Consider the following 23,501-nt stretch of genomic DNA (forward strand, 5'->3'; position numbering starts at 1 on the left):
TGCAGCCGGTCTGTTCCTCAACCTTACTGTGACACGTTCCCACCATGCTGGAAAGCGCCACGCAGCCGGACGGCAAATTGTGTCTTGTCAGCGTTCTGACATCCTGCCCATGTAGAGTGTCGGGTTTCGTGGTATAACCCCGCAACGCCATCTCCGACCGAGCACAATGGATCGAGGCTTTTTCACTATTCTGGGCGCGCAGTTCCTGTCTGCGCTGGCCGATAATGCGCTGTTCTTCGCTGCCCTTGCCTTGCTGAAGGAACAGCACGCACCGGAATGGCATCTCTCGATGCTGCTGTGGTGCTTCACCGTCTCCTACGTCGTACTGGCCCCCTTTGCCGGATCGTTTGCCGATTCGATGCACAAGGGTCGCGCCATGATGATCTGCAATGGCATCAAGCTGGGCGGCTGTGTGCTGATGCTGGCCGGCGCACCGCCGATTCTGGCTTACGCGATGGTCGGTTTCGGCGCCGCCGCGTATTCGCCGGCCAAGTACGGCATCATTACCGAATACCTGCCCCACGACAAACTGGTTGCCGCCAATGGCTGGCTCGAGGGAGCAACGGTTGGGGCCATCATTTTCGGCACGCTTTTGGGTGGCATGCTCGCCAGCCACACCGTCGATGCCTGGCTGCAAGGCACACTGATCGGCAGCCATTTCTCCGTTGCCGAGTTCGCGATTGCCGTCATCGTGCTGCTGTATCTGGCGGCGGCCTGGCTCAATCTCTACGTTCCGCAACTCAACGTCGTTCTCAAACCCCTGTCACTGCGCCCCAGCAAGCTGGTGGCCGAGTTCTGGCATTGCGTCAAACGCCTCTGGCAGGACCCGCAAGGTCAGCTCTCGCTGGGGGTGACCACGCTATTCTGGGGCGCTGGCGCGACCATGCGGCTGGTGGTACTCAACTGGGCGGTAATCTGGCTGACACTGACCATGCAACAAGCCACCCAGCTCGTTGCCATTGTCGCGGTCGGTATCGCGGCTGGCGCCGTGCTTGCCGGCCACTACATTCCGCTCAAGCGTGCCTTCAGGGTGCTGCCGGCGGGCATCGCCATGGGCGTGGTCGTGATCTCGATGCTGTTTGTCAACCAGTACTGGCTGGCAGCGTTACTGATGTTCATCGTCGGGGTGCTGTCGGGCTTCTTTGTGGTACCGCTCAACGCCATGCTGCAACACCGCGGGCATATGCTGATGGGAGCGGGCCATTCGATTGCCGTGCAGAACTTCAACGAGAATCTTGGCATTCTGGTCATGGTGGGCCTGCACATGCTGCTGGTGAAATTCTTCAGCAGCCCCGTTCCCGTCGATGCACCGGAAGTCATCCACACGGTTTTCCGGGCCAGCGGCCTACCGCCGATGCATGCCATCATCATCGGCTTCGGGCTGTTTGTCGCCCTGACCATGATCTATATCCAGCGCCGCTACCGGCGCGGTGTTGCTGCGGGAATCATGCATGACTGACAGGAAGTATTTCCTCCCTGCCGCGGCCAGCCTAGTGCTGGCCTTTTCACTGACAGCCTGCCAGAAAGCAGCCGAAACCGACGGCAAGAAAACCCGCCCCCCGGCACTGGTCAGCGCTGTCACGGCGGAAAAGCGCGACTTGCCGGTACTGCTGGCCGCAGAAGGACATATCGCTGCACTGAATACGGTCGAAATCCGGCCGCAGCTCACCAGCATCATCCGCGACATCCATTTCCGCGAAGGCGACATGATCAAAGCGGGGCAACTGCTCTTCACCCTGGATGCCGCAGACGACCAGGCCTCACTCAGCCGAGCCCAGGCGCAGGCGAAACAGGTCAAGGCACAACTGGTGGAGGCCGACAAGAATCTCAAGCGCGCCCGCGAGCTGGCTGCGGCGAAATTCCTGTCCGATAGCGCCGTCGATACCGCCGCGAGCAAGCTTGATGCGCTGCAAGCCCAGCTGGCGGCGGCCAGTGCCGATGTCGCGGCGGCCCAGGTAAAGGTCGGCTACACCCGCATCACTGCCCCCATGGCCGGCAAAGCCGGTCGGGTCGATGTGCATCCGGGCTCACTCGCACAACAGAATGCGGCTACCGCGCTGGTTACCATTACCCAGCTTGACCCGCTATCGGTCGAGTTTTCGCTACCGGAGCGCGATCTGACCACAGTACTGGCTGCCCGTGAACAGGGCCAGGTCAGCGTCGTAGTCACGCCGCAGGGTGGCCAGCCGCGCAACGGCGCACTCAGTTTCATCGACAATACGGTCGATCGGGCCACCGGCACCATCCGCATGAAAGCGACCCTGCCCAATCACGACCAGCGTTTCTGGCCGGGACAATTCGTCCGGGTCAGCGTCACCGCCGGTATAACCCCGCACGCCGTCGTCCTGCCAGCCGAAGCGGTCCAGACCGGACCGGACGGCCGTTTTGTCTACCAAATTGCCGGCAACAACACGGTAAGCACTAGACCTGTGACGCTCTTGCGCCTGCAGGACAGGCTGGCCATCATTGACGGACTGCAAGGCGGGGAAAAAGTCGTGCGGGATGGAGGGCAGAACCTGCGCCCCGGCAGTGAAGTACGCATCGCCAGCAAACCGGCCAAAGCCTCGCAGGCAAGACACGCCTCCGCCAGCGGGGAATAAGCCATGAATCTCTCCGCATTGTGCATGCAGCGTCCGGTTGCCACGATCCTGTTCTGGCTGTCGATCAGCATTGCCGGTTTGCTGGCCTGGTTCAAGCTGCCGATTGCCGCGCTGCCAACGTATGACACGCCGACCATCAGTGTATCGGCCAGCCTGCCCGGTGCCAGCCCGGAAACCATGGCGACGTCGGTGGCCACGCCACTGGAGAAACAGTTCTCGACCATCCCCGGCTTGGCGCTGATTACCTCGTCCAGCACCCAGGGCAGCGCCTCGATCACGCTGGAATTCGAACCTGACCGCAATATCGACGCCGCCGCCGCCGATGTGCAGGCGGCACTGTTCCGCGCCAGCCGCTCGCTGCCGGACGACATGACCAGCCCGCCGTCGTATCGCAAGGTGAATCCGGCCGATGCCCCCATCCTTCTGATCGCACTGAATTCCCCTTCGCTGAGCCTCGCCGAGCTCAACGATTATTCCGACAATCTGATTGCCCCTTCGCTCTCGACCATCAATGGCGTAGCCCAAGTGCAGATCTACGGGCAGAAGCGCTATGCCGTGCGGATCCAGGTACGCCCCGACCGCATGGCAGCGCTCAATATCACGCTCGACGAGCTTTCAAAAGCGCTGAAAACCGCCAATGCCAACACGCCAATCGGACAGCTTGATGGCGCACGGCAGACGCTGGCGCTGGAAACCGGCAGTGATCTGCTCAAGGCCGCCGATTTCGGCAAGCTCATCGTCACCAGCCGCGACGGCCTGCCGGTGCGCCTGTCCGACATCGCGCAAGTCGAGGACAGCGTGGAAAACATCAAGAGCGCCAGCTGGATCAATGGCGAGCGCTCGATCATTCTGGCCATCCAGCGCCAGCCCGGTGCCAATACGGTGGCCACCGTCGATGCCATCCGCGCGATGCTGCCGCGGTTGAAGGAGCAGATGCCGGCTTCGGTGGAGATACGCGAAGTGAATGACCGCTCGGCATCCATCCGCGAAGCGATTCACGACGTGAACCTCACGCTGCTACTGACAATCGCGCTGGTCATTCTGGTCATCCTGATGTTCCTGCGCCGCCTCTCGGCAACGCTGATCCCCGCGATCAGCCTGCCGATTTCGCTGCTGGGCACCTTTGCGCTGATGTACTGGCTGGGGTTCAGCCTGAACAACATCTCGCTCATGGGGCTGACCATCGCGGTCGGTCTGGTCGTCGACGATGCCATCGTGGTGCTGGAAAACATCATGCGCCATGTCGAGGAGGGCATGCCGGTACGTCAGGCCGCGCTGCTGGGTGCGCGCGAAGTCGGCTTTACGGTGATCTCGATTTCGGTATCTCTGGTCGCCGTGTTCATCCCGATTTTCTTCATGCCAGGCACGATCGGGCTGCTGTTTCACGAATTCGCGTGGGTCGTATCGCTGGCGATCCTGACCTCGGCCGTCGTCTCGCTCACCCTGATTCCGCTGATGGTGCCCCGCTTTGTGCGGGAACATGACCAGGAAATCATGCAGGCGCCGCCTGCATGGAGCCGCTGGTTCGAGCGCGGCTTCTCCACTTTGCTTGAAGCCTACAGCCGCACGCTGGATCGCGCGCTGCAGCACCGCAAAGTGGTGCTGCTGGTGGCACTGGCGACCTTCGGCCTGACCGGCTGGCTGTATGTCAGCTCACCCAAGGGTTTTTTCCCGCAGGAAGACATCGGCCAGATCCAGGCCACCATCCAGGGCCCCGAGGATATTTCCTACGACAACCTGCGCGATAAGCTGCAGCGCATCGCCAAACGCGTCGAAGAAAACCCCAATGTCGCCTTTGTCGCCGCCAGTATCGGTAGCGGCAACAGCGCGCGGCTGTTCATTACCCTCAAACCCCGCCAGCAGCGCGCCGAAATGGAAGGAGTGCTGGCCAGCCTGCGCAAGGACACCGGCGCAGTGCCAGGCGTGAGCGCATTCTTCCGCCCGACGCAAAACCTGAGCATCGGCGGGCGTTCGAGCAACAGCAAATACCAGTACACCCTGCAATCCGTAAACCCGCAGGAGCTCGACGTCTGGGTTGATAAATTGCAGCGCCAGCTGCGCGAGAGCCATGCCATCACCGACATCAGCTCGGATGCGCAAAAACGCGGCCTGCAGGCCAGACTGGCCATCGACCGCGACAAGGCAGCATTGCTCGGCGTGGACATGCAGACGCTACGCGACACGCTCTACGCCGCCTATGGCGGGCGCAAGGTCAGCACCATTTACGCGCCACAGGACAGCTATTCGGTGATTCTGGAGCTCAATGACGATGACCGCCGCGACGAAAGCGACCTGACGCGCCTGCAGATCCGCAGCAATAGCGGTGCGCTGGTACCGCTGTCGGCCTTCGTGAAGGTCGACCGGGTGGTCGCGGCTACGGCAGTCAACCATCAGGGCCAGCTGCCGGCAATCACGCTGTCGTTCAATCTGGCTGCGAATGCGTCGCTGTCGGACGCCGCGCGCGACATCCGGCAGGCGGGTGAAGCCATCGGCCTGCCCACACATGTTTTTGGTGCGTTCGCTGGCGAAGCCGCGCTTTACCAGTCTTCGCAGACCAGCCAGCTGTGGCTGATCGCCATTGCCATTGCGGTGATCTACGTGATTCTCGGCATGCTCTACGAGAGCTGGATCCACCCGGTTACCATCTTGCTGGGCATTCCCTCCGCGGCAGTCGGTGCCCTGCTGGCGCTGCGGCTCACCGGCCTGGAAGTCAGCTTCATCGCCATGATCGGCATTCTGCTGCTGGTGGGGATCGTGAAGAAGAACGCGATCATGATGATCGACTTTGCACTGGAGGCGCAGCGCGCTGGCAGCTCGCCACGGGACGCCATCCGTGACGCCTGCGTGAAGCGCTTCCGCCCGATCATGATGACGACGCTGGCCGCCATCATGGGCGCTCTGCCGATTGCGCTGGGCATCGGCGCCGGTGCCGAGCTGCGCATGCCGCTGGGCGTCAGCGTGGTCGGCGGGCTGATCTTCTCGCAGTTGATCACGCTGTACATCACACCCGTGATCTATCTGACTTTTGACCGGCTGGCGCATACCCGCCGCATTGCTCTGTAATACCCCAACACCCATAAGCCCGAATCCTTTTCATTAAAAAGAATTCGGGCTTATACCCATCAATCACTCGTCGCGTGTCAGCACTTCCAGCAACTCGATTTCGAAAATCAGATCGGAATTCGGCTTGATGTGCTCGCCGATCTGCCGCTCGCCGTAGGCCAGTGCGGCCGGTACCAGCAGTTTGCGGCGCCCCCCGACCTTCATGCCCATCATGCCCAGATCCCAGCCCTTGATGACGCGGCCGGAGCCGATCACGCACTGAAAGGGTTTCCCACGACGGTGCGAGGAGTCGAATTCCGTGCCGTCTTCCAGCCAGCCGGTGTAATGCGCGGTAATCAGTGCGCCCTTGACGCAGGCCTTGCCCTCGCCTTCGACCAGATCAATCAGCTCCAGTGTTTCAATCATTGCAATCTCGCTTTTGTTTCCATCAAATCAGAATTCCGGCAGGCAGCATCGCCAGCAAACGCCACAGCCCCAGCGCCACCAGCAGCCCGCCGCAGAGCTGCCGCCACAAGGGGCGACGCAAGGCGCCGGCAAGCCAGCTGCCCGCACCGCCGATCAGCAGCAGATTGGGCAGAGTACCCAGCCCGAAAGCCAGCATGACCCCGGCACCAGTCAGCGGACTGGCGCTGGCCAGCGCGGACAGGCTGGCGGTATAGACCAAGCCACAGGGCATCCAGCCCCACAGCAGGCCTACCGTCAGGCTTTGCCCCAGATGGCGTACCGGCAGCAGGGTGCGCAATCGCGGCTGGATGTGTCGCCACACCGGCGCCCCCAGCTTTTCCAGTCGCAACAGCCAGGCATTCCAGCCGGCAACATAGCAGCCCATCAGGATCAGCAGCAGATTGGCCAGCACATACAGCACCTGCTTCAGACCCTGGAGTATACCGATGGAGGCAAACGATGCCAGAGCCCCCAGCAACATACCAATCAGCGTATAACCGGCGATCCGCCCGATATTGAACGCCAGCTGATGTCGCCAGCGCGAGCCGGCCGGCAGGTTCAGACTGAAAGCCGTGACCACGCCGCCGCACATGCCCAGACAGTGCCCGCCGCCCAAAAGGCCGGCCAGAAACAGCGCAAGGAAGTTTAGTTCGGGCATCCCAGACCTGTAAAAATGCTGCGGGGCACGACGGTGATCCGCCCTGCCCCGTGGATACGGATTGCTGCGCAGGCAGCTAGCCATGAGTTGAAAAAGTCGGTTTTTCCTCTGACATCAAGCACCGGACAAAGCACGGCGCGATGCACTCACTGAAAAATCAACGACTTATTTTTTGCTTTTCATACATTTCTCCCGGCTTTGCCGGGAAAAATGGATCGCAGGCTGTTTTTCAACAGCCTGCCAGGCCACTCAGATCAGTTTCGAGTAGCGTGCCTGAGTTTGCCGCGTGCGCAGGTAGCGGTCAAATACCATGGCGACCGAGCGCACCAGCAGGCGCCCGCGCGGCAGCACCCGCACAGCTTCGTCGGTGATTTCGACCAGCCCGTCATCGATGAACTGCTGCAAGAGGCCGAACTCCTCCTCGAAATAGCGCGGAAAATCGATCATGTAGCCGACTTCGAAAGGCTGGAAATACACCTCGAACTGGCACATCAGCGCCTGGATTACCGCGCGCCGCAGCAGATCATCGGGCCCCAGATGCATGCCGCGCACGACCGGCAAATCACCGGCATCGAGCCGAGCATAGTAATCGTCCAGTTCCTTGGTGTTCTGGTTGTAACTCGCGCCAACCTTGCCGATGGCCGAGACCCCGAATGCCAGCAAATCACAATCGGCATGGGTGGAATAGCCCTGGAAATTGCGGTGCAGCCGGCCACGGCGCTGCGCGATGGTCAGCTCGTCGCTGGGCAGCGCAAAGTGGTCCATGCCGATAAACACGTAGCCCGCGTCTTCCAGCCGGGCAATGGCCATCTGCAGGATATCGAGCTTGGTTTCCGGACTGGGCAGCTCCGCAGCATTGATGCGTCGCTGCGGCATGAACCGCTCGGGCAGGTGCGCGTAGTTGTACAGCGAAATGCGCTCGGGGCGCAGCTGGATCACCAGCTCCAGCGTGCGGGCAATGCTGTCGAGCGTTTGTTTGGGCAGACCATAGATCAGGTCGACGCTGACCGACTTGAAGCCGTACATGCGCGCGGCCTCGATGACCACGCGGGTTTCATCGTAACTCTGGATTCGGTTCACCGCCTCCTGCACGGCCGGTTCGAAATCCTGAATACCGACACTCATGCGGTTGAAGCCCAGTTGCGCGAGCAGCTGCACGGTATCCATGCCGACCTTGCGCGGATCGATTTCGATCGAGAACTCGCCGCCCTGCTGCAGGTCAAAGCGCTGGCGGATGGCCGCCATCAGGCGTTCAAGCTGTTCATGGCTCAGAAAGGTGGGCGTGCCGCCACCAAAATGCAGCTGGCGCACCAGTCCCTTTTTCGGCAGCAGGTCGGCCTGCAGGTTGATTTCGCGGATCAGGTAGTCCAGGTACTGGTCGGCGCGGGACTTGTCCTTGGTAATGACCTTGTTGCACGCACAGTAGTAACAGACGGTGTTGCAAAATGGCAGATGGAAATACAATGACAATGGCTTGGCTAGCGTGCCCGGTGCCCGCTGCTGCAGCACATGACGATATTCGGCGGGACCGAAGCCCGGGCCAAACCGGTCGGCGGTCGGATAGGAGGTATAGCGCGGGCCATTGCCGTCGTAACGGACAATCAGCTCGCGATCAAAAACCAGATGTTCGGTCTGGGCAGGGGGCAGTGGTAATGCCATGGCACGCTCTTATGCTTTTAATGGGTAAGTCTTGCGCATTTTGTCGCGCGGAGAATGCAGCAATCCGCCCTATCCGAACTTGACCTGAATCAATTAAAATGGGTGTATCAAACCGATACCCTATGATCGACTAAGCCTTTCGGACTACTCCATGTCAATTCAATCGCCCATCCCCGTTCGTGACGTTTCCTTCCGGGGTTTGCGCCAATCGTGCTCCAACTGCAGCCTGCGCGAACTGTGCCTGCCCATCGGCCTGAACCAGGATGAACTGCGCCAGCTGGATACCATCATCGCCCAGGGGCGTCCGGTCAAACGGGGGGAGGCACTCTACCGCGCAGGCGAGCCTTTCCGTTCTTTGTACGCCGTGCGCCTGGGTTTCTTCAAGGCCAGCGTGATTTCCGAGGACGGCCGCGAGCAAGTTACCGGCTTTCACATGACCGGCGAGCTGCTGGGCATGGATGCCATCAGCACCGATTTCCACACCTGCGATGCGATTGCACTGGAAGACAGCGAAGTCTGCGAGCTGCCGTTTGCCGATATCGAGACACTGGCACGCGATGTGCCGGCACTGCAGCACCATCTGTACAAGGTGATGAGCCGCGAAATCGTCCGTGACCACGGGGTGATGCTGCTTCTGGGCAATATGAAGGCCGAAGAACGCCTGGCGGCTTTTCTGCTGAACCTGTCGCAGCGTTTCGCAGTTCGCGGCTATTCCTCATCGAGTTTCCACCTGCGCATGACCCGCGAGGAAATCGGCAGCTACCTGGGCCTGAAGCTGGAAACCGTCAGCCGTACGCTGTCGAAGTTCCAGGATCAGGGTTACATCAAGGTGCAGAACCGCCTGATCGAGCTCGTCGATGTCGACAGCCTCAAGCGTCTGCTGAACAGCTGCCAAGGCTAAACGGACCCCCGCCATGGCGCGCCCCGCTTTGCTGGTCATCTGCCAGCCGGACATCGGGGCGCTGCTGACCCGGCGCTGGGAAAATCGCCCACCGGATGCACAGTGGCAACTGTGCTCACCCGAACAATTGCCCGGGCAGCAGGCCGATGCCCTGCTGCTGGTCCAGCAACCGCTGGCAATGGCACTGGCCATGGCGGCGACCTGTCAGCTGCCGTGTGCGGATGTTGCACTCCTCCCCAACCCGGCGGCAGCAGAGTATGGCTTCATGCTGGCGGCAGGCGGACAGCCTGCGGCGCTCGATCTGTTTGCCCCCCTGCTGGATACCCTGGCTCCGCTGCCACAGGGCTGGCTGCACAGCGGGCCGATCGCGTCGGCCAGTTTCTGCGGCGAACTCGTGCTCCGCCTTGGCAGCAACGGACTGGCACCACTTTTGGCTGGCTTGAGCCAGCAATTCCAAGCGCAGCCGCTGGGCAGTCCCACGGATCAGCAGCAATTGCTGCTGGCCCTGCAGCAATTCATGGGTACCCAGCTTGATAGTTTGCGCAGCCTGCGGATGCTGGCGGAGCACTATCTGCAGCAAACGGGTGACGGGATGCAACCCTTTGTCCCGCATCACCACCAGACTCGCCAGTTCGGCCTGTATGCCGAATCGGCCAGCCAATCACCAGCCGCCCAGCTGGCCCGGCTGCTGCTGGCCATCCTGCCGGCAGGCCAGTAAACCCCGTTTCAACCTCCCTAACCACGGACTCCAGCATGCTGATCAAGAGCGAATTCGTCGACCTGTCAACCCCCACAGGCGTAATGCGCACCTATGTGCACCGCCCGCAGGCCGAAGGCCAGTACCCCGTCATCCTGCTGTATTCGGAGATTTTTCAGCAGACCGGCCCGATCGAGCGCGCAGCGCGCCTCATTGCCGGCCACGGCTACGCCGTGCTGGTACCCGAAGTCTTCCACGAGCTGAACCCGATCGGCACCGTGCTGGCTTATGACGATGCCGGCCGCGACAAGGGCAATGCCGACAAGGCAGCGAAGGATGTCAGCGGATACGACAGCGACAACCGCGCGATGCTCGACTGGGCCAAGCAGCAGCCTTGGTCGGCCAAGCGCTTTGGTGCGATGGGCTTCTGCATTGGCGGCCACCTGGCCTTCCGTGCCGCACTGCAGCCGGAAATCGAGGCCACCGCCTGCTTCTACGCCACCGATCTGCATTCGCAAGTCATCCCCAACCAGCCAGGCCAGCACAGCATGGACCGCATCGGCGAAATCAAGGGTGAGATGCTGATGGTCTGGGGCAAGCAGGATCCGCACATTCCGCCGGCCGGGCGTGCCAAGGTCTACCAGGACATGGCCACCGCGAATCTCGAATTCACCTGGCATGAATTCAACGGCGTACATGCATTCATGCGCGACGAGGGTGACCGCTACGATGCGGCACTGGCGCTGCAGGGCTACCAGCTTGCACTGGAGCTGTTCGGCCGCAAGCTGCGCACCATCCGGTAATACACCCCCCTGTATCAGCCTGCAGGCCACAATGAGAATAGCCTGCAGGAATATACCCATAATGAAAATCCTGATTGCTCCCGATTCCTTCAAGGAAAGCCTCAGCGCCAGTGCCGCCGCGCAGATCATCGCCAACGGATTGCGGGAATCCCTTCCTGATGCCGAACTGATCTGCCTGCCACTCGCGGACGGTGGCGAAGGTACACTGGACACGCTACTGGCCAGCGGCGGAATCCGCCATTCGCTGAGTGTGCAGGATCCGCTCGGCAGGCCGACCCGGGCAAGCTGGGGCCTGCGCGGCGACATGGCCATCATCGAAATGGCCGAGGCTAGCGGCCTGACCCGGCTGGCAGAACACGAACGCAATCCCCTTTTCACCAGCAGCTATGGCACTGGCGAGTTGATCCGCGCCGCACTGGATGCGGGAGCCCGCCATATCCTGCTAGCCCTGGGCGGCTCGGCCACCAACGATGGCGGCTGTGGCATGCTGCAGGCATTAGGGATGCGCTTTCTGGATGCGCAGGGGAACGCACTCCCGGCCGGTGGGGCCGCACTGGCACGACTGGTGCGCATTGATATGACTGGCTTCGACGCACGGTTATCCGAGTGCCGTTTCGAAGCAGCCTGCGATGTCGACAACCCGCTGACCGGAAATCTTGGCGCCTCCGCCGTGTTCGGACCGCAAAAAGGTGCCACAGCGGCCATGGTCGCCGAGCTCGACACCGCACTGGCTAACTATGCCGAACGAGCGCGCCATCTTCTTGGCCGCAATATAGCCGGCCTGCCCGGCGCTGGCGCTGCAGGCGGGCTGGGCGCGGCCGCAGCTGGATTTTTCAACGCGCAGCTGCGCCGTGGTGCAGACATGGTGATGGATGCCGTAGGGCTGGATGCCCAGCTTGCCAACACAGACCTGCTCATCACCGGCGAAGGCCGACTGGATGGCCAGAGCTGCCATGGCAAAGTAGCAGTCAGCGTTGCGCGCCGCGCTCGCGCCGCCGGCGTTCCTGTTATTGCCCTTGCAGGCTGTTTCGGTGAAGGCGTCGATACTGTGCATGAAGCCGGAATTGCCGCGGCGTTTGCCAGTGTCGATCGCTGTATGGACCAAGCAGAGGCCTTACATCTGGCGCACGCCAATCTGGCACGACTGGCTCGCAATATTGGCGCGATGCTCTCCCTGTCGACTTGCTGCTCTTCTCGCTTCGGATCGGCAAGCGCAAAGTAGTAACAAACTAACGCATGCACTTTTTCAGTGCGCAAACGGCTACATCACAACATCACCAGCTAACACATATCAAAAGCAGACCCTATCATTCACCAAGGACTTTTCTTCCGGGTGACCTCGGCGCCATCAAAGATGGAAGGTCAATCCGGCGCTGATGACATAATCATCCGCCGCGTCGTTCAGCCCCCATTGATAGCCGAGATCAATGTCGATCAATTCACTTGGAGTGATGGTCACTCCCAAGCCGGCCGACAGCGGATTTCGGTGGTTTTCCTTGCTGGCATTGCGCTGCGACGCCAGTTCGACATTGGCGGCAAACTGCTCGCTGAAGGCGTACTCAGCCGCGATGGCCGCAGTCCAGAGATGATTGCGATCTCCCGCCTTGTTATTGTTGAAGACGTAACCGGCATTGCCATACAGGGTCACATCACCCAGAGCATACTCGGCAATCAGAGTGGCATCCGCGCCCAGGCGGTCATTGCCCAGACCCTTGTTCGGATTGGCAGTAGGCAGTACGGCATTGGCACTGAGAGCCAGGGACAGGCCCTCCTCCTGCTCGAGGAAACGCCATTTGAACCCGGCACTGATGTCGCCGATGCCGCGCGCCGCGGCGGAGTCAGCGCCACCGCTGCGGGAATCGACATAGGGTAGCGAAGCGCTGAGATCCAGTTCCTCGCTCAGGCCATAACTGGCCGTCAGCGCCGTTGTCCAGCTGCGATGTGCGTCAGCCTTCACCACTGCTTTTTCCGTTGCGATTTCCAGATCCACGTTCCCTGCCCCGGTCGTTCCGGCATCATCATAAGCAAAGGCACCACCACTGATGGCCAGCAGGGAAACGACGATAAGACGTGGCAAAATGGGCATGATTCAGTCCTGAACAGGTTGCACTAATGACGATGGATTATAGCGGGATTCAGTAGCTAAAACTTAATAAATGATAATGGCTATTAATATCAAATTCGGCATGGGCCTCTTGCCACTCGCAAGCCGAGTGCCCAACACGAAGCTTGCCAAGTAAGTCGTCCCTGCTCTCGAGCTGTTGGTATTTTTGCTTCTCAAACCCTACCGGTAATAGCCCGGTTGAGGAACAATTACTTCGCTTCGGATTGCCACGTCACCCCGGTTTCAGTAGCACACGACTTTAGAGACCGGAGTTTAATGTAGCCAACTTTGCGGCCAGTTGTCTGGCATACGCAGACGGCGTCAGGCCGCCCAGTGATTTCTTTGGCCTCTCCTCGTTGTACTCGCGTCGCCAGGATTCAATCAGTACCCATGCCAGAGCCAGGCCTGTGAACCAGTGTTCATTCAGGCATTCGTCGCGGAACCGTCCATTGAATGACTCGATGTAGGCATTCTGATTGGGTTTGCCGGGCTCGATATGGCGTAACTGAATGCCACGCAGTTGCGCCCACATCAGCATGGCCTGACCACAGAACTCCTTGCCGTTATCGGTCCGGATCACCTGCGGCAAACCCCGTGTGCTGGTCAGTTGATCCAGCAGGCGCGTCAGCGGATATCGTTCCGCCACGATGGCAATGGATTCATGCGTCGCATCATCGACGATGGTCAGGCACTTGATCACTCGCCCTTCGGCGGTACGATCAAACACGAAATCCATGGACCAGACTTGATTGGCTGCAATGGGCCGGACCAGGGGTTGACGATCCCGCAACGGCACCTTCTTGCGCTTGCGCCGCCGCACCTGCAAACCCGCCAAGCCGTATAGCCGCTCTACCCGTTTGTGATTCACCACCCAGCCCGACTGACGTAGCTTCAGATAAATCATGCCGGCGCCATAGCGACGATGTCGATGGGCCAAGAAGAGGAGCTGTTCGCGCAGTGGTCCGTTACGATCCGGTCGTGGCCGATAGCGCAACGCACTGGCGCTCATGCAGGCCACCGACAAGGCTCGTCGCTCACTCAGGCCACGCCTGGTCATATACCGCACCAGCTCACGTCTTGCCGGTGCGGCTACCACTTTTTTGCAGCGCTTCTTTGATGATTTCGTTCTCGAGTAACGCGTTGGCAAGCATGCGCTTGAGCCGGGCATTCTCAGCCTCCAGTTCCTTGAGCCGTTTGGCATCGGAGACGCTCATGCCGCCGAACTTGTTACGCCACAGGTAAAAGCTGGCCTCGGAAAAGCCATGCAGGCGGCAGAGTTCCTTGAGCGGGATGCCCGCTTCGGCCTCACGCAAAAAGCCGATGATTTGTTCTTCCGAATAACGCTTTTTCATGTCCAGTCTCCTTGGATAGGGGGATTGGACTCCAAAGCAGCCTTCTGCTCAAACTCGTGGGGGGTGGGCGTCGGGATGTGAATGCGGCTTTGCTTTTCAGGTGTAGTAACCACAAGGGAGCACAGACATGACAAGGCACAGGCGTAGAACTGCAAACTGCTGCTCGTGGGCCAGGATGAAGACATACCTTACCCGGACTCCTTGGCAGAGTATGCGGCGGCCGTTATTAGGATGTCGCGCTCATCGGTCACCCGTTTCAGTTCAGTCCTGTGCCCCAGATTTCGGCTTGCCGGTCGACTGAGTCAGCTGGTTTGGAGCGACTGAGACCTAAAGTTTCAGCCATTGATACACACTGTAGGCAGATACGCCAAGATGGCCTGCGACTCCTGAGACGGGATAGCCGCTTCCAGTGATCTGTTTGACGGCTTCGATCTTGAACTCTTTGGGGCAGAGAGGATTGATCATACCCACCTTACGAAAGCAGCGTGAGGCTCTTGAGTTGTTTAGGTAAGAAAAGGCGATAAATACATGTAAAAAGGGTGGCTTGCGCCACCCTTTTCATCTAAGCAGTAAGACTCATGCAGTCAAACGATTAGAAGCCGGTCCAAGTACCAACCAAGATACGGGTGGCATTATCTTCGGAAGCGATCTTGCCATCAGCATTTTGCCATACAACTGCGTTGGAACCCCAGTTCTTGCCGACCATGTTGTGACGGATCTGCAGGAAAGCACCGGTATTCTTGGAGAGACCGTAGTCCCACTGGAAGCCGATAGTCTGGAAGTCATTGTCGTTTTGGTCCGCGCCATCACGCTCTGCTTCTTGGAACATATAGCCCAGGCTGATCGCGTGCTTGCCGAAGCCATAAGTGCCGCCAATCAGATAGCCGATTTGGCTAGCATCAGCACCACCTTCAACATTTACGTCTGCACCGCGTACGGCCAGACGCAGACCCAGATCACCGATGTTGCCGCGAGCGCCAACGATCCAGTTGTCATAGTCAGTGCCCTTGGCGCCGCTCAGGCCATTCGGACGACCGGAAGTAGCACCGCCAGCCCAGTCACGACCAGCCGGAACCGGAGTGGAATCAACGGACTGATACCAGCCTGCGTCGATGTTCCAGCCACCCAGAGCCAAGTTACCAGTTACTTCGTAAGCATACGGGCTACCAGCATTGTTTACGGTATCACCGAAGTCATACTGAGCAGTGAAGCTGAACGGACCGAAAGCCGGGGAAGCATAGGAAATGCCTTGACCGAAGCCTACGTTCGGAACTTCACCCATAGTGCCAGAGAAACCCTTGGAACCATACGGCCAGTCTTGGATCAGGTAGGTGTTGGACCATTGGTTACCAAACTTCAGGGTACCCCAGTCACCACCGTAAGCAATCCAAGCTTCACGGATGCCCCACGCATCGAAACGATCCGGGGTAGCAACCTTCTGAGCCAGACGCCAGGACAGAGTGGAACCATTGTCCAGCTTGTCCTTACCGTCAACGTTGATCACGATTGCAATTTCTTGCATTACCTTAGGATCGCCATCAACAGTGTTGTTGGTGCGAACGAAAAAGTCCATTTCAGCGGAACCGCTGATGGAAACTTCGGCCATTGCCGGAGCGGCGAAAGCAGCTGCTACAGCAGCAGCAACCAGAACACGCTTGAACATTTAGTTTTCTCCTAGACACGAGAGGTTTTATAAACCACCTGTATTAACACCGACCATCTCTGATCAATGTCTACGATTCGCAGCATACGCACTCACCGCCGACCACGCAAAGCCGCACCCCATCGATCCCGCATTCTGTTGGCAAACTGCAACAGAATGCGTACAAACTCAGCCAAGCAGCGCCTTGCGGTCACGCTCGAGCTGCACCAGCAGGCGCTGGATTGCGGCCTCGGCATTACGCGACAACCCATCAAATTTGGCCCCGACAAACCAGCGTTTTACATTGCCACGATCCAGCTCACGCAGGCTGCGCACTTCGAAAGCGAGTTTGAGCTGCCCGAGGGGGCCCATTTCGAACCAGGCTTCCGGAAAAAGGCTTCCCGGCTCGAAGCTGGCCTGCAAGCCATCCGGGACCCAGCAGCCAAAACCTCCCAGCGACAGATCGTGTAATTCCAGCCCGGTCTTGCGGCCATCGGGCAACATCACACTGCAGCGGTACGGGTTGGCTAGCGGGGTAGGCAGGCGGAAATACTCACGCCGCTGCAATTTGATGAGATCGACAGGAAATGGCGCCACAAAGGCAGGCTTGCCCTCGAACGTGCAACGCTTGGCGGCCTGGATGGTGAACTGCACTTTGACCCCTTCGGGAGCCGCCACCAGCAGAATCCGGTTTGCCTGACTCAAGGCCGCATTGGTCGGTTCATGCCCTGCGAGATCGAAAATGAACTCGCGGGCCTTGTTATCCACATCGAGCACCCGCGTAATCATCATGCCCTGCCCGTTGTTGAAATAAACCGCAATCGGCACATTATGTGCAGCAAGCTGACGCAACTCGTAACCGATGGCCAGCGGCGCCTGCTGGACGAAAGGTGAAATATCGATTTCTGAGGGAATGGGCTGGGAATGGTCGGCAGATGTACTCATGGCATTGCTACTAGCTGGTTATGCGGTTATTCAGGGCATCATTCTAGCCAAGAGCAGCCAGGCCGCGCTGTCCTAGCCGGGAAGATGCTTCAGTCAGCTCGTTCTTCAAGCAGCAACTGTAGATCATGGCGCAATACCGACGGGTCACTGCCGTAGTTGATCATTACGCGGACCCTGCCTTGCCGATCAAGCAGATAGGTGCCAGCGGTGTGATCCATCGTATAGTGCTCGCCCTCTCCGCGTCGCTGGTAAGCCACGCCGTACTGGCGCGCAACCTGCGCCACGGCTGACGCAGAGCCCGTCAACCCCAGAAAATCAGGGTGGAATGCGGGCACATACTGCGCGAGCAATTCCGGCGTGTCGCGGGCTGGATCCACCGACACGAACAGCACCTGGATGTCCCGTGCTGCGGCCCCGAATTGTGGCAGCAGATCACGCAATTCGGCCAAAGTGGTCGGACACACATCCGGGCACTGGGTATAGCCAAAAAACAACACCACCACTTTACCCTTGAAGGAGGAGAGCGTTCGCGGTTTACCCTGGCCATCAATCAGGGTGAAATCACCGCCATAACGCTGCTCGCTAAGATCCACGCCTTGAAACTGGGCGCTTGGCCCGCAGGCAGTCAATCCCGCAAGCATTGCTGGCAGCAGCAATTGGCCCAGCAAAATTCCAAATCGGCTCGGCATCGTCATCCTTCCAGTTGATCCAGCAGGGAAAGCAAGGCCGGACAAGGCAAAGCCTTGTTGGCGGCATCAGGCTCGTAAAGCACTTCGGCCAGCAACGGCACCGGCATTGCCTGCTTCAGATAGGTCAGATTTTCGTCATAGCGCAACATGGCAGGATCCAGCTGGTTGGCCACCCAGCCCAGCAGGCGGCACTGGCCTTGCATGATCGCCCTGGCGCTGAGCAGGGCATGGTTGATGCAGCCCAGCTTCATGCCGACCACCAGCACCACCGGGAGTGCCAGCTCATCAGCCAGATCAGCCATGCTCATCGTGTCTGACAGGGGCGCCAGCCAACCTCCAGCCCCCTCGACCAGCACGAGATCGCTGGCTTGGCGCAGCGCATCCAGCGCCGAACGCAGACGCGCAAGATCAATCAGGACTCCCGCTTCGCTAGCAGCAATATGTGGTGAAACCGGCGGCTCGAACCGGTAAGGCGACGTCAGGGCACGGTCCGCCTTCAGCGAGCTGGCGCAGGCATGCAATGCCACATCCGAACTCCACAAATCACCATCACGCGCTTCACAGCCAGACGCCACAGGCTTCATCCCGACGGTACGCAGCCCTTGGCGCGCCAGTCCGCGCAGCAACTGTGCGGTTACCACGCTTTTGCCGGCATCGGTATCGGTGCCTGTTATGAATACCACCTTACCCATCAACCTATCACCCTGCACATCAATATTCTTGAGGAAATCAGTCGCATACCCTGCTATTTACGCGGCCTGAACTCGATAATCTGTGCACCGTCGGCAAGCGTCCTGCTGGCTGGTGCATCCGTTTTCCAGGCATGGCCATAGATGACTTCGTAGGTGCATGGCAGCACGCCGTCACGGCGCAATGCCTCATACTGCGCAACCACACGCTGCCAGGCTGCGCGCCCCATCATGCCGCTGCGCCGGCCATGCATGTGATTTGCGGCACCAATGTCCTTCAGATCACGCATGACGGCGCGGGCATCCGGATAAGTCAATGTCAGGTATTCCATATCCATTACCGGGCCGCTGAAACCCTGCTGACCCAATGCATCGCCCAGATCATGCATGTCGATGAACTGGTTGACATGACTGTAACCATCCACCCCTGCAAAGGCGGTGCGCAATTCATGCAACGTATCCGGCCCCAGGGTCGCGAACAGCAGCAGTCCACCCGGCCTCAAAACCCGACGGAACTCGGCAAATGCGCGATCCGGCGTATTGCACCACTGCAAAGTCAGACTCGACCAGATGACATCCACCGAGGCATCCGCAAGTGGCAGTGCTTCGATATCGCCACACAGGGGCAGCGCTTTCTGCCGATCCAGCAAGCCGAACAACTGCCGAAACCCCGACTGCTTCTGCTGGACAACTCGCAGCATGCCCGGCGCCAGATCCAGCGCCAGCAATTCGGCACTACCAAAACGCTGCCTCAGCCCCGGCAGGGCATACCCCGTACCACAACCGGCATCCAGCACCCGGACGGGCTCAATGCGCATCAGCGCCAGGCGTTCAAGCATGCGGTCGGCGACTTCGCGTTGCAATACCGCTGCAGCATCATACGATTGTGCGGCCCGATCAAACGCGGCTTGCACCGCCTTCTTGTCGGTATAAAACGCCTCGCTCATGCCCCGCCCTTGCGTTGTTGCAGCTTGTGCTGCACGAAATGGATGCACATGGGCAACAAGGAAATTCCAATGATGCCCAAGACCATCAGGGTAAGATTCTTGCGGATGATCTCGACATTTCCGAAGTAGTACCCCAGCGAGACAAGACTGCCAACCCAGACCAGGGTGCCAAACACACTGAAGCCCAGAAATCGCAGATAGGGCATCCTGCCCATCCCGGCAACAAAGGGCGCAAAAGTACGCACGATCGGCACAAAGCGCGCCAGCGTGACCGTTTTGCCACCATGGCGGGCATAGAATGCCTCGGTGCGCACGAGGTAATCGCGCCGGAAGATTTTCGAATTCGGGTTGCGGAACAGGCGCTCACCCAGCGTTCGGCCAATCAGGTAATTGGTGCTGTCCCCCAGAATTGCTGCCGCAATCAGCGTTGCCGCCAGGACCAGCGGATCCATTTTCCCGAGCGCAGCCACCAGGCCGGCGACAAACAGCAGTGAATCGCCCGGCAGAAACGGCATTACAACCAGGCCGGTTTCACAGAAAATGATCAGAAAGAGCATCAGGTAAATCTGCGTGCCATACAACATGGCCCATTGCTCAAGCACCTGATCCAGATGCAGAAACAGATCGATAAAATTGAATTCCATGAGTTCTCTCGCATAGCCCCCAGTAATGGCAAACGCCGACGAAGCATCGTCGGCGTTTTGCAGTCATCCCAAATAACGATCAGACGACAGCTTCTTCCTTGATGACGACCGGCTTGGCCATGTTCTCGCGGGAAACTCCGAACATCAGCAGCAGCGGCGACGCGACCAGTACCGACGAATAGATACCGAACACGATACCGATGGTCAGCGCCATCGAGAAGCCATGCAGGGCGGCACCACCGAATAGCAGCATGGACAGCACCATCGCTTCGGTGGACGCGTGGGTGATGATGGTACGGCTCATCGTCGCAGTAATGGCATTATCGATCACCTCCGGAACCGTCTTGCCGCGCATATTGGGCTTGTGAAAATTCTCACGGATCCGGTCAAACACGACGACCGATTCATTCACCGAGTAGCCCAGCACAGCCAGCACCCCTGCCAGTACGGCCAGCGAGAACTCCCACTGGAAGAAGGCAAAGCAGCCAAGAATGATGACCACGTCGTGCATGTTGGCAATCACGGCTGAAACGGCGAAGCGCCACTCGAAGCGGATCGCCAGATAAGCGATGATGCCGAGACAGACGATGGTCAATGCGGTCAAGCCATGCGTGACCAGCTCTTCACCCACCGACGGGCCGATGAATTCGACCTTCATCACCTTCACGTCGGGACGAGCGGTTTTCAGCACGTTGAACACTTCTTCGGAGATCTGTGCACTGCTCTTGCCCTTGATGTTCGGCAGACGAACCATTACGTCACGCGCAGTGCCCAGCGACTGGACCTGCGACTCACCGTACTTGAGACCATCGACCTGATGGCGAATCTGCTGAAAATCCGCCGGCTGCTCATAGCGCAATTCAACAACCGTACCGCCGGTGAATTCGACACCGAAATTGAGGCCTTTGAACACCAGGAAAAAGACGGCAACTACAAAGGTCAGCAGCGAAATGGCCGTCGTGAGCTTGCCATAGCTCATGAACGGGATGTCGCGCTTGATATGGAAAAATTCGATCATTTGCGTACTCCGATTAGACCGCGAGCGCGGACAGGCGGCGACGGTAGCCGTAAACCAGATTGATCAGGCCACGCGAGAAGAATACGGCGCTGAACATGGAGGTCAGAATGCCCAGGCAGTGCACGACGGCAAAGCCCTTGACCGCCCCGGAACCGAACAGGAACAGGGCCGCACCGGCAATAAAGGTGGTCACGTTGGAATCCAGAATCGTCGCAAATGCATGACGATAGCCCTCGGAGATTGCCAGCTGCGGTGTCACACCATTGCGGATTTCCTCACGCACACGCTCATTGATCAGTACGTTCGAGTCGATCGCCATACCCAAAGCCAGTGCAATCGCGGCGATACCCGGCAGCGTCAGCGTCGCCTGCAGCATCGACAGCAGCGCCAGCAGGAACAGTACGTTCATGCCCAGGCTGATGGCCGAAACCACACCGAACATGCGGTAGTAAATCATCATGAAGATGGCAATCGCGACAAAACCGTACAGCGTCGAATCAAACCCCTTCTTGATGTTTTCCTTGCCAAGGCTCGGGCCAATGGTCCGCTCTTCAACGATATTCATCGGTGCGGCCAACGATCCGGCACGCACCAGCAGCGAAATGTCGCTAGCCTCCTTCACCGTCATGCCACCGCCTTCGATCACGAAGCTGCCCCCCAGTTCGCCGTTGATGCGCGGCGAGGTAATGACTTCGCCCTTGCCCTTTTCGACCAGCACGATCGCCATGTACTTGCCGACATTCTCGCGGGTCAGATCACGGAAGATGCTGGCTCCCAGCGAATCCAGCTCGATCCCGATCACCGGGTTGTTGTTCTGGTCATAGCGCGGCTCGGCCTTGACGATGTTGTCACCGGTCAGTTCGACTTCCTTCTTGATCAGGATTTCCTGCACCTGCCCCTTGCGCACGCCAGCCATGGGCAGCAGCTCGAAGCCCGCGGGTACATTTCCCTGCTGCGCTTCGGCGATCTTGCCCGGATCCATTTCTGCCATGCGAACCTCGAGAGACGCCGTGCGTCCCAGGATATCCTTGGCCTTGGCGGTATCCTGCACACCCGGCAACTGGACGACGATACGGCCTTCACCCTGCTGCTGGATGATGGGCTCGGCCACACCCAGCTCATTCACACGGTTATGCAGTGTGGTGATGTTCTGCGCCACGGCGTCAGTCTTGAGCTGGGCAAGCGAGGCAGGACTGAAGGACGCGACCACCTTGAAATTGCCCTCGCCCTTGCTCGGGGTGAGCTGCAGATCCGGCATCGCCTTTTTCAGGGCTGCCATGGTCGCATCGACGGTCTGGTCGTCGCGAAGCTGAATCGTGATGCTGTCACGATCCACACTTACGCGCCCGTAGCGCACTTTGCCATCCTTGAGTTCACGACGGATGCTGCTGGCAGTCTTCTGCAGCTTCTTGTCCACCGCAGCCTTCATGTCCACCTCCAGCAGGAAGTGCACGCCACCACGCAGATCCAGACCGAGGAACATCGGCTTGGCCCCAATCTCAGACAGCCATTGCGGGGTGTTGGACAAGAGATTGAGGGCAACGATGTAGCTTTCACCCAGCGACTGCTGAATGATGTCCTTGGCCTTGATCTGTTGCTCCACATCCTTGAAGCGCAGCTTGAGGGTGTCCGCCCCCGGCAGCACGGCGGTAGGTTCAAGCCCGGCTGTTTTCAGATCGGCAAGCACCCGCGCCTGCAGGGCAGCATCCAGCTGGGCAGATGAGCGAGCGGCGGAAACCTGTACCGCAGGGCTTTCGCCATAAAAATTTGGAAGGGTGTAGAGCAGACCGACGACCAGTGCCACCAGCATCAGGCCATATTTCCACCAAGGATAACGATTCATGGGGCTTCCCCTGGGCGTGAAGATCACGCAAAGCAATGGCCGGTCGCGCCGGCCAATTTTTTGTTATGGACTTACTTGTTGTTCTTGATGGTGCCTTTTTCCAGCTTCTGGCCAATCGCACCACGCTGAACCAGCACTTCCACACCGTCAGCGACTTCGACAGTGACATAGGCATCGGAGATTTTCACGATCTTGGCGACTGTACCGCCAACGACTACTTCATCACCCTTTTGCAGTGCCTGCAGCATGGACTGGTGCTCCTTGGCTTTCTTCTGTTGCGGGCGAATGATCAGCAGCCAGAACAGCGCAAAAATCACCACCAGCGGGAGAATCTGAGCAACAAAGGAAGGCGCCTGAGCCGCAGCAGCAGCGGAATCGGCATAAGCGGGAGCGATAAACATTGGATACACCCTGTAAGTTGAAAACTGACAAAACGGCCAATCATAGCCCTAGGTGAGGGCAAAATCCACCGCCACGACCGGCCACGGAACCGCTATCTGACAATCGTCACGAAAAAGGTTCATGCCGCGCGCAAAAGCAAAACCCCTGCCACAGCAGTGGTCAGGGGTTTTGCAGATCTGGTGGGCCCCCCGGGAGTCGAACCCGGCACCAACGGATTATGCTTACCAGCTACGGCTTTCGCCGCCCCTTTCGGGTTTGTGGTCTGGACTGTCTCTTGTCATTACGACCTGCCCGTACAGTCTCTACACGTTCCCGGCCTGCGCCGGGCTTCGCTCGGGATTACCACGGCGACCAGCGCCAGAGGCTTCCCCGAATTTGAGCAGTTCTACCAACCAGCAGAG

At 59.2% G+C, this 23,501-nt stretch carries 21 protein-coding genes and 1 pseudogene; 7 read left to right on the plus strand and 15 right to left on the minus strand.

Annotation, left to right across the window (positions count from 1 at the left end; translation table 11 throughout):
• The first annotated feature begins 166 nt into the window (after positions 1-166).
• The 3 genes from lplT to INR99_RS12290 are packed head-to-tail and all read left to right on the plus strand — an operon-like array spanning position 167 to position 5,663.
• Positions 167-1,459 carry a lysophospholipid transporter LplT gene (gene lplT / locus INR99_RS12280; protein WP_194116641.1) on the plus strand — a complete coding sequence of 431 codons (1,293 nt, stop codon included), beginning with the start codon at positions 167-169 and terminating at the stop codon, positions 1,457-1,459.
• A complete protein-coding gene (locus tag INR99_RS12285; RefSeq protein ID WP_194116642.1) occupies positions 1,452-2,600 on the plus strand; it encodes an efflux RND transporter periplasmic adaptor subunit in 1,149 nt (382 codons plus the stop codon). The genes lplT and INR99_RS12285 overlap by 8 nt, the downstream gene beginning before the upstream one ends.
• Positions 2,601-2,603: 3 nt before the next feature.
• Positions 2,604-5,663 carry an efflux RND transporter permease subunit gene (locus INR99_RS12290; protein WP_194116643.1) on the plus strand — a complete coding sequence of 1,020 codons (3,060 nt, stop codon included), beginning with the start codon at positions 2,604-2,606 and terminating at the stop codon, positions 5,661-5,663.
• 63 nt (positions 5,664-5,726) lie between these two features.
• On the opposite strand, the gene INR99_RS12295 is transcribed toward INR99_RS12290, so the two are convergent.
• From INR99_RS12295 to hemN, 3 genes are all read right to left on the minus strand, one after another.
• Positions 5,727-6,068 (minus strand): FKBP-type peptidyl-prolyl cis-trans isomerase, encoded by a 342-nt coding sequence (locus INR99_RS12295; RefSeq protein WP_194116644.1) that lies wholly within the window; start codon positions 6,066-6,068, stop codon positions 5,727-5,729.
• A gap of 22 nt (positions 6,069-6,090) precedes the next feature.
• Positions 6,091-6,765 (minus strand): sulfite exporter TauE/SafE family protein, encoded by a 675-nt coding sequence (locus INR99_RS12300; RefSeq protein WP_194116645.1) that lies wholly within the window; start codon positions 6,763-6,765, stop codon positions 6,091-6,093.
• Between the two features lie 249 nt (positions 6,766-7,014).
• On the minus strand, positions 7,015-8,424 hold the full coding sequence (hemN, locus tag INR99_RS12305) for an oxygen-independent coproporphyrinogen III oxidase (protein ID WP_194116646.1): 1,410 nt from the start codon (positions 8,422-8,424) through the stop codon (positions 7,015-7,017).
• Between the two features lie 151 nt (positions 8,425-8,575).
• Between hemN and fnr the strand changes: the two genes are divergently transcribed.
• From fnr to INR99_RS12325, 4 genes are all read left to right on the plus strand, one after another.
• Entirely contained in the window at positions 8,576-9,325 is a 750-nt protein-coding gene (gene fnr / locus INR99_RS12310) for a fumarate/nitrate reduction transcriptional regulator Fnr (RefSeq protein WP_194116647.1), read from the plus strand.
• Between the two features lie 13 nt (positions 9,326-9,338).
• Complete coding sequence (locus INR99_RS12315) at positions 9,339-10,043, plus strand: hypothetical protein (RefSeq protein ID WP_194116648.1); 705 nt, start codon at positions 9,339-9,341, stop codon at positions 10,041-10,043.
• A gap of 35 nt (positions 10,044-10,078) precedes the next feature.
• The gene (locus tag INR99_RS12320; protein ID WP_194116649.1) at positions 10,079-10,825 is read left to right on the plus strand and encodes a dienelactone hydrolase family protein; all 747 of its coding nucleotides are present in this window, start codon (positions 10,079-10,081) and stop codon (positions 10,823-10,825) included.
• A 61-nt stretch (positions 10,826-10,886) separates the two neighbouring features.
• Positions 10,887-12,047 (plus strand): glycerate kinase, encoded by a 1,161-nt coding sequence (locus INR99_RS12325; protein ID WP_194116650.1) that lies wholly within the window; start codon positions 10,887-10,889, stop codon positions 12,045-12,047.
• A gap of 126 nt (positions 12,048-12,173) precedes the next feature.
• Here INR99_RS12325 and INR99_RS12330 read toward each other — a convergent pair whose 3' ends face one another.
• From INR99_RS12330 to yajC, 12 genes and pseudogenes are all read right to left on the minus strand, one after another.
• Positions 12,174-12,911: a transporter gene (locus INR99_RS12330; protein ID WP_194116651.1), complete on the minus strand. Its 738-nt coding sequence runs from the start codon at positions 12,909-12,911 to the stop codon at positions 12,174-12,176.
• 277 nt (positions 12,912-13,188) lie between these two features.
• Positions 13,189-14,281, minus strand: a protein-coding gene (locus tag INR99_RS12335; protein WP_194116652.1) for an IS3 family transposase whose coding sequence is annotated in 2 segments (ribosomal slippage) — positions 13,189-14,032 and positions 14,031-14,281 — 1,095 coding nt in all. Because the reading frame shifts where the segments join, the coding sequence is not laid out codon by codon here.
• 99 nt (positions 14,282-14,380) lie between these two features.
• A pseudogene (locus INR99_RS17990) lies at positions 14,381-14,746 on the minus strand (transposase); the annotation flags it as partial.
• Between the two features lie 127 nt (positions 14,747-14,873).
• Positions 14,874-15,944: a porin gene (locus INR99_RS12345; protein ID WP_194116654.1), complete on the minus strand. Its 1,071-nt coding sequence runs from the start codon at positions 15,942-15,944 to the stop codon at positions 14,874-14,876.
• Positions 15,945-16,112: 168 nt separating this feature from the next.
• Positions 16,113-16,868: a flagellar brake protein gene (locus tag INR99_RS12350; RefSeq protein WP_194116655.1), complete on the minus strand. Its 756-nt coding sequence runs from the start codon at positions 16,866-16,868 to the stop codon at positions 16,113-16,115.
• An 89-nt stretch (positions 16,869-16,957) separates the two neighbouring features.
• Positions 16,958-17,557 (minus strand): SCO family protein, encoded by a 600-nt coding sequence (locus INR99_RS12355; RefSeq protein WP_228098282.1) that lies wholly within the window; start codon positions 17,555-17,557, stop codon positions 16,958-16,960.
• A gap of 2 nt (positions 17,558-17,559) precedes the next feature.
• Positions 17,560-18,249 carry a dethiobiotin synthase gene (gene bioD / locus INR99_RS12360; protein WP_194116656.1) on the minus strand — a complete coding sequence of 230 codons (690 nt, stop codon included), beginning with the start codon at positions 18,247-18,249 and terminating at the stop codon, positions 17,560-17,562.
• 53 nt (positions 18,250-18,302) lie between these two features.
• The gene (gene bioC / locus INR99_RS12365; RefSeq protein WP_194116657.1) at positions 18,303-19,193 is read right to left on the minus strand and encodes a malonyl-ACP O-methyltransferase BioC; all 891 of its coding nucleotides are present in this window, start codon (positions 19,191-19,193) and stop codon (positions 18,303-18,305) included.
• Complete coding sequence (locus INR99_RS12370) at positions 19,190-19,837, minus strand: DedA family protein (RefSeq protein WP_194116658.1); 648 nt, start codon at positions 19,835-19,837, stop codon at positions 19,190-19,192. The genes bioC and INR99_RS12370 overlap by 4 nt, the downstream gene beginning before the upstream one ends.
• A 79-nt stretch (positions 19,838-19,916) precedes the next feature.
• Positions 19,917-20,852 (minus strand): protein translocase subunit SecF, encoded by a 936-nt coding sequence (secF, locus tag INR99_RS12375; protein ID WP_194116732.1) that lies wholly within the window; start codon positions 20,850-20,852, stop codon positions 19,917-19,919.
• A gap of 16 nt (positions 20,853-20,868) precedes the next feature.
• Positions 20,869-22,698: a protein translocase subunit SecD gene (secD, locus tag INR99_RS12380; RefSeq protein WP_194116659.1), complete on the minus strand. Its 1,830-nt coding sequence runs from the start codon at positions 22,696-22,698 to the stop codon at positions 20,869-20,871.
• 71 nt (positions 22,699-22,769) lie between these two features.
• Positions 22,770-23,099, minus strand: coding sequence for a preprotein translocase subunit YajC (gene yajC / locus INR99_RS12385; RefSeq protein WP_194116660.1), 330 nt, complete (start codon positions 23,097-23,099; stop codon positions 22,770-22,772).
• Positions 23,100-23,501 lie beyond the last annotated feature (402 nt).

This window comes from Chitinilyticum piscinae, from assembly GCF_015223195.1.
In the GTDB taxonomy this organism is placed as follows: domain Bacteria; phylum Pseudomonadota; class Gammaproteobacteria; order Burkholderiales; family Chitinibacteraceae; genus Chitinilyticum; species Chitinilyticum piscinae.

Excerpts from the sequence above, each read along its gene's own strand:
- lplT (WP_194116641.1), top strand. The coding sequence starts at position 167 with ATGGATCGAGGCTTTTTCACTATTCTGGGCGCGCAGTTCCTGTCTGCG.
- INR99_RS12285 (WP_194116642.1), top strand. The coding sequence starts at position 1,452 with ATGACTGACAGGAAGTATTTCCTCCCTGCCGCGGCCAGCCTAGTGCTG.
- INR99_RS12290 (WP_194116643.1), top strand. The coding sequence starts at position 2,604 with ATGAATCTCTCCGCATTGTGCATGCAGCGTCCGGTTGCCACGATCCTG.
- INR99_RS12295 (WP_194116644.1), bottom strand. The coding sequence starts at position 6,068 with ATGATTGAAACACTGGAGCTGATTGATCTGGTCGAAGGCGAGGGCAAG.
- INR99_RS12300 (WP_194116645.1), bottom strand. The coding sequence starts at position 6,765 with ATGCCCGAACTAAACTTCCTTGCGCTGTTTCTGGCCGGCCTTTTGGGC.
- hemN (WP_194116646.1), bottom strand. The coding sequence starts at position 8,424 with ATGGCATTACCACTGCCCCCTGCCCAGACCGAACATCTGGTTTTTGAT.
- fnr (WP_194116647.1), top strand. The coding sequence starts at position 8,576 with ATGTCAATTCAATCGCCCATCCCCGTTCGTGACGTTTCCTTCCGGGGT.
- INR99_RS12315 (WP_194116648.1), top strand. The coding sequence starts at position 9,339 with ATGGCGCGCCCCGCTTTGCTGGTCATCTGCCAGCCGGACATCGGGGCG.
- INR99_RS12320 (WP_194116649.1), top strand. The coding sequence starts at position 10,079 with ATGCTGATCAAGAGCGAATTCGTCGACCTGTCAACCCCCACAGGCGTA.
- INR99_RS12325 (WP_194116650.1), top strand. The coding sequence starts at position 10,887 with ATGAAAATCCTGATTGCTCCCGATTCCTTCAAGGAAAGCCTCAGCGCC.
- INR99_RS12330 (WP_194116651.1), bottom strand. The coding sequence starts at position 12,911 with ATGCCCATTTTGCCACGTCTTATCGTCGTTTCCCTGCTGGCCATCAGT.
- INR99_RS12345 (WP_194116654.1), bottom strand. The coding sequence starts at position 15,944 with ATGTTCAAGCGTGTTCTGGTTGCTGCTGCTGTAGCAGCTGCTTTCGCC.
- INR99_RS12350 (WP_194116655.1), bottom strand. The coding sequence starts at position 16,868 with ATGAGTACATCTGCCGACCATTCCCAGCCCATTCCCTCAGAAATCGAT.
- INR99_RS12355 (WP_228098282.1), bottom strand. The coding sequence starts at position 17,557 with ATGCCGAGCCGATTTGGAATTTTGCTGGGCCAATTGCTGCTGCCAGCA.
- bioD (WP_194116656.1), bottom strand. The coding sequence starts at position 18,249 with ATGGGTAAGGTGGTATTCATAACAGGCACCGATACCGATGCCGGCAAA.
- bioC (WP_194116657.1), bottom strand. The coding sequence starts at position 19,193 with ATGAGCGAGGCGTTTTATACCGACAAGAAGGCGGTGCAAGCCGCGTTT.
- INR99_RS12370 (WP_194116658.1), bottom strand. The coding sequence starts at position 19,837 with ATGGAATTCAATTTTATCGATCTGTTTCTGCATCTGGATCAGGTGCTT.
- secD (WP_194116659.1), bottom strand. The coding sequence starts at position 22,698 with ATGAATCGTTATCCTTGGTGGAAATATGGCCTGATGCTGGTGGCACTG.
- yajC (WP_194116660.1), bottom strand. The coding sequence starts at position 23,099 with ATGTTTATCGCTCCCGCTTATGCCGATTCCGCTGCTGCTGCGGCTCAG.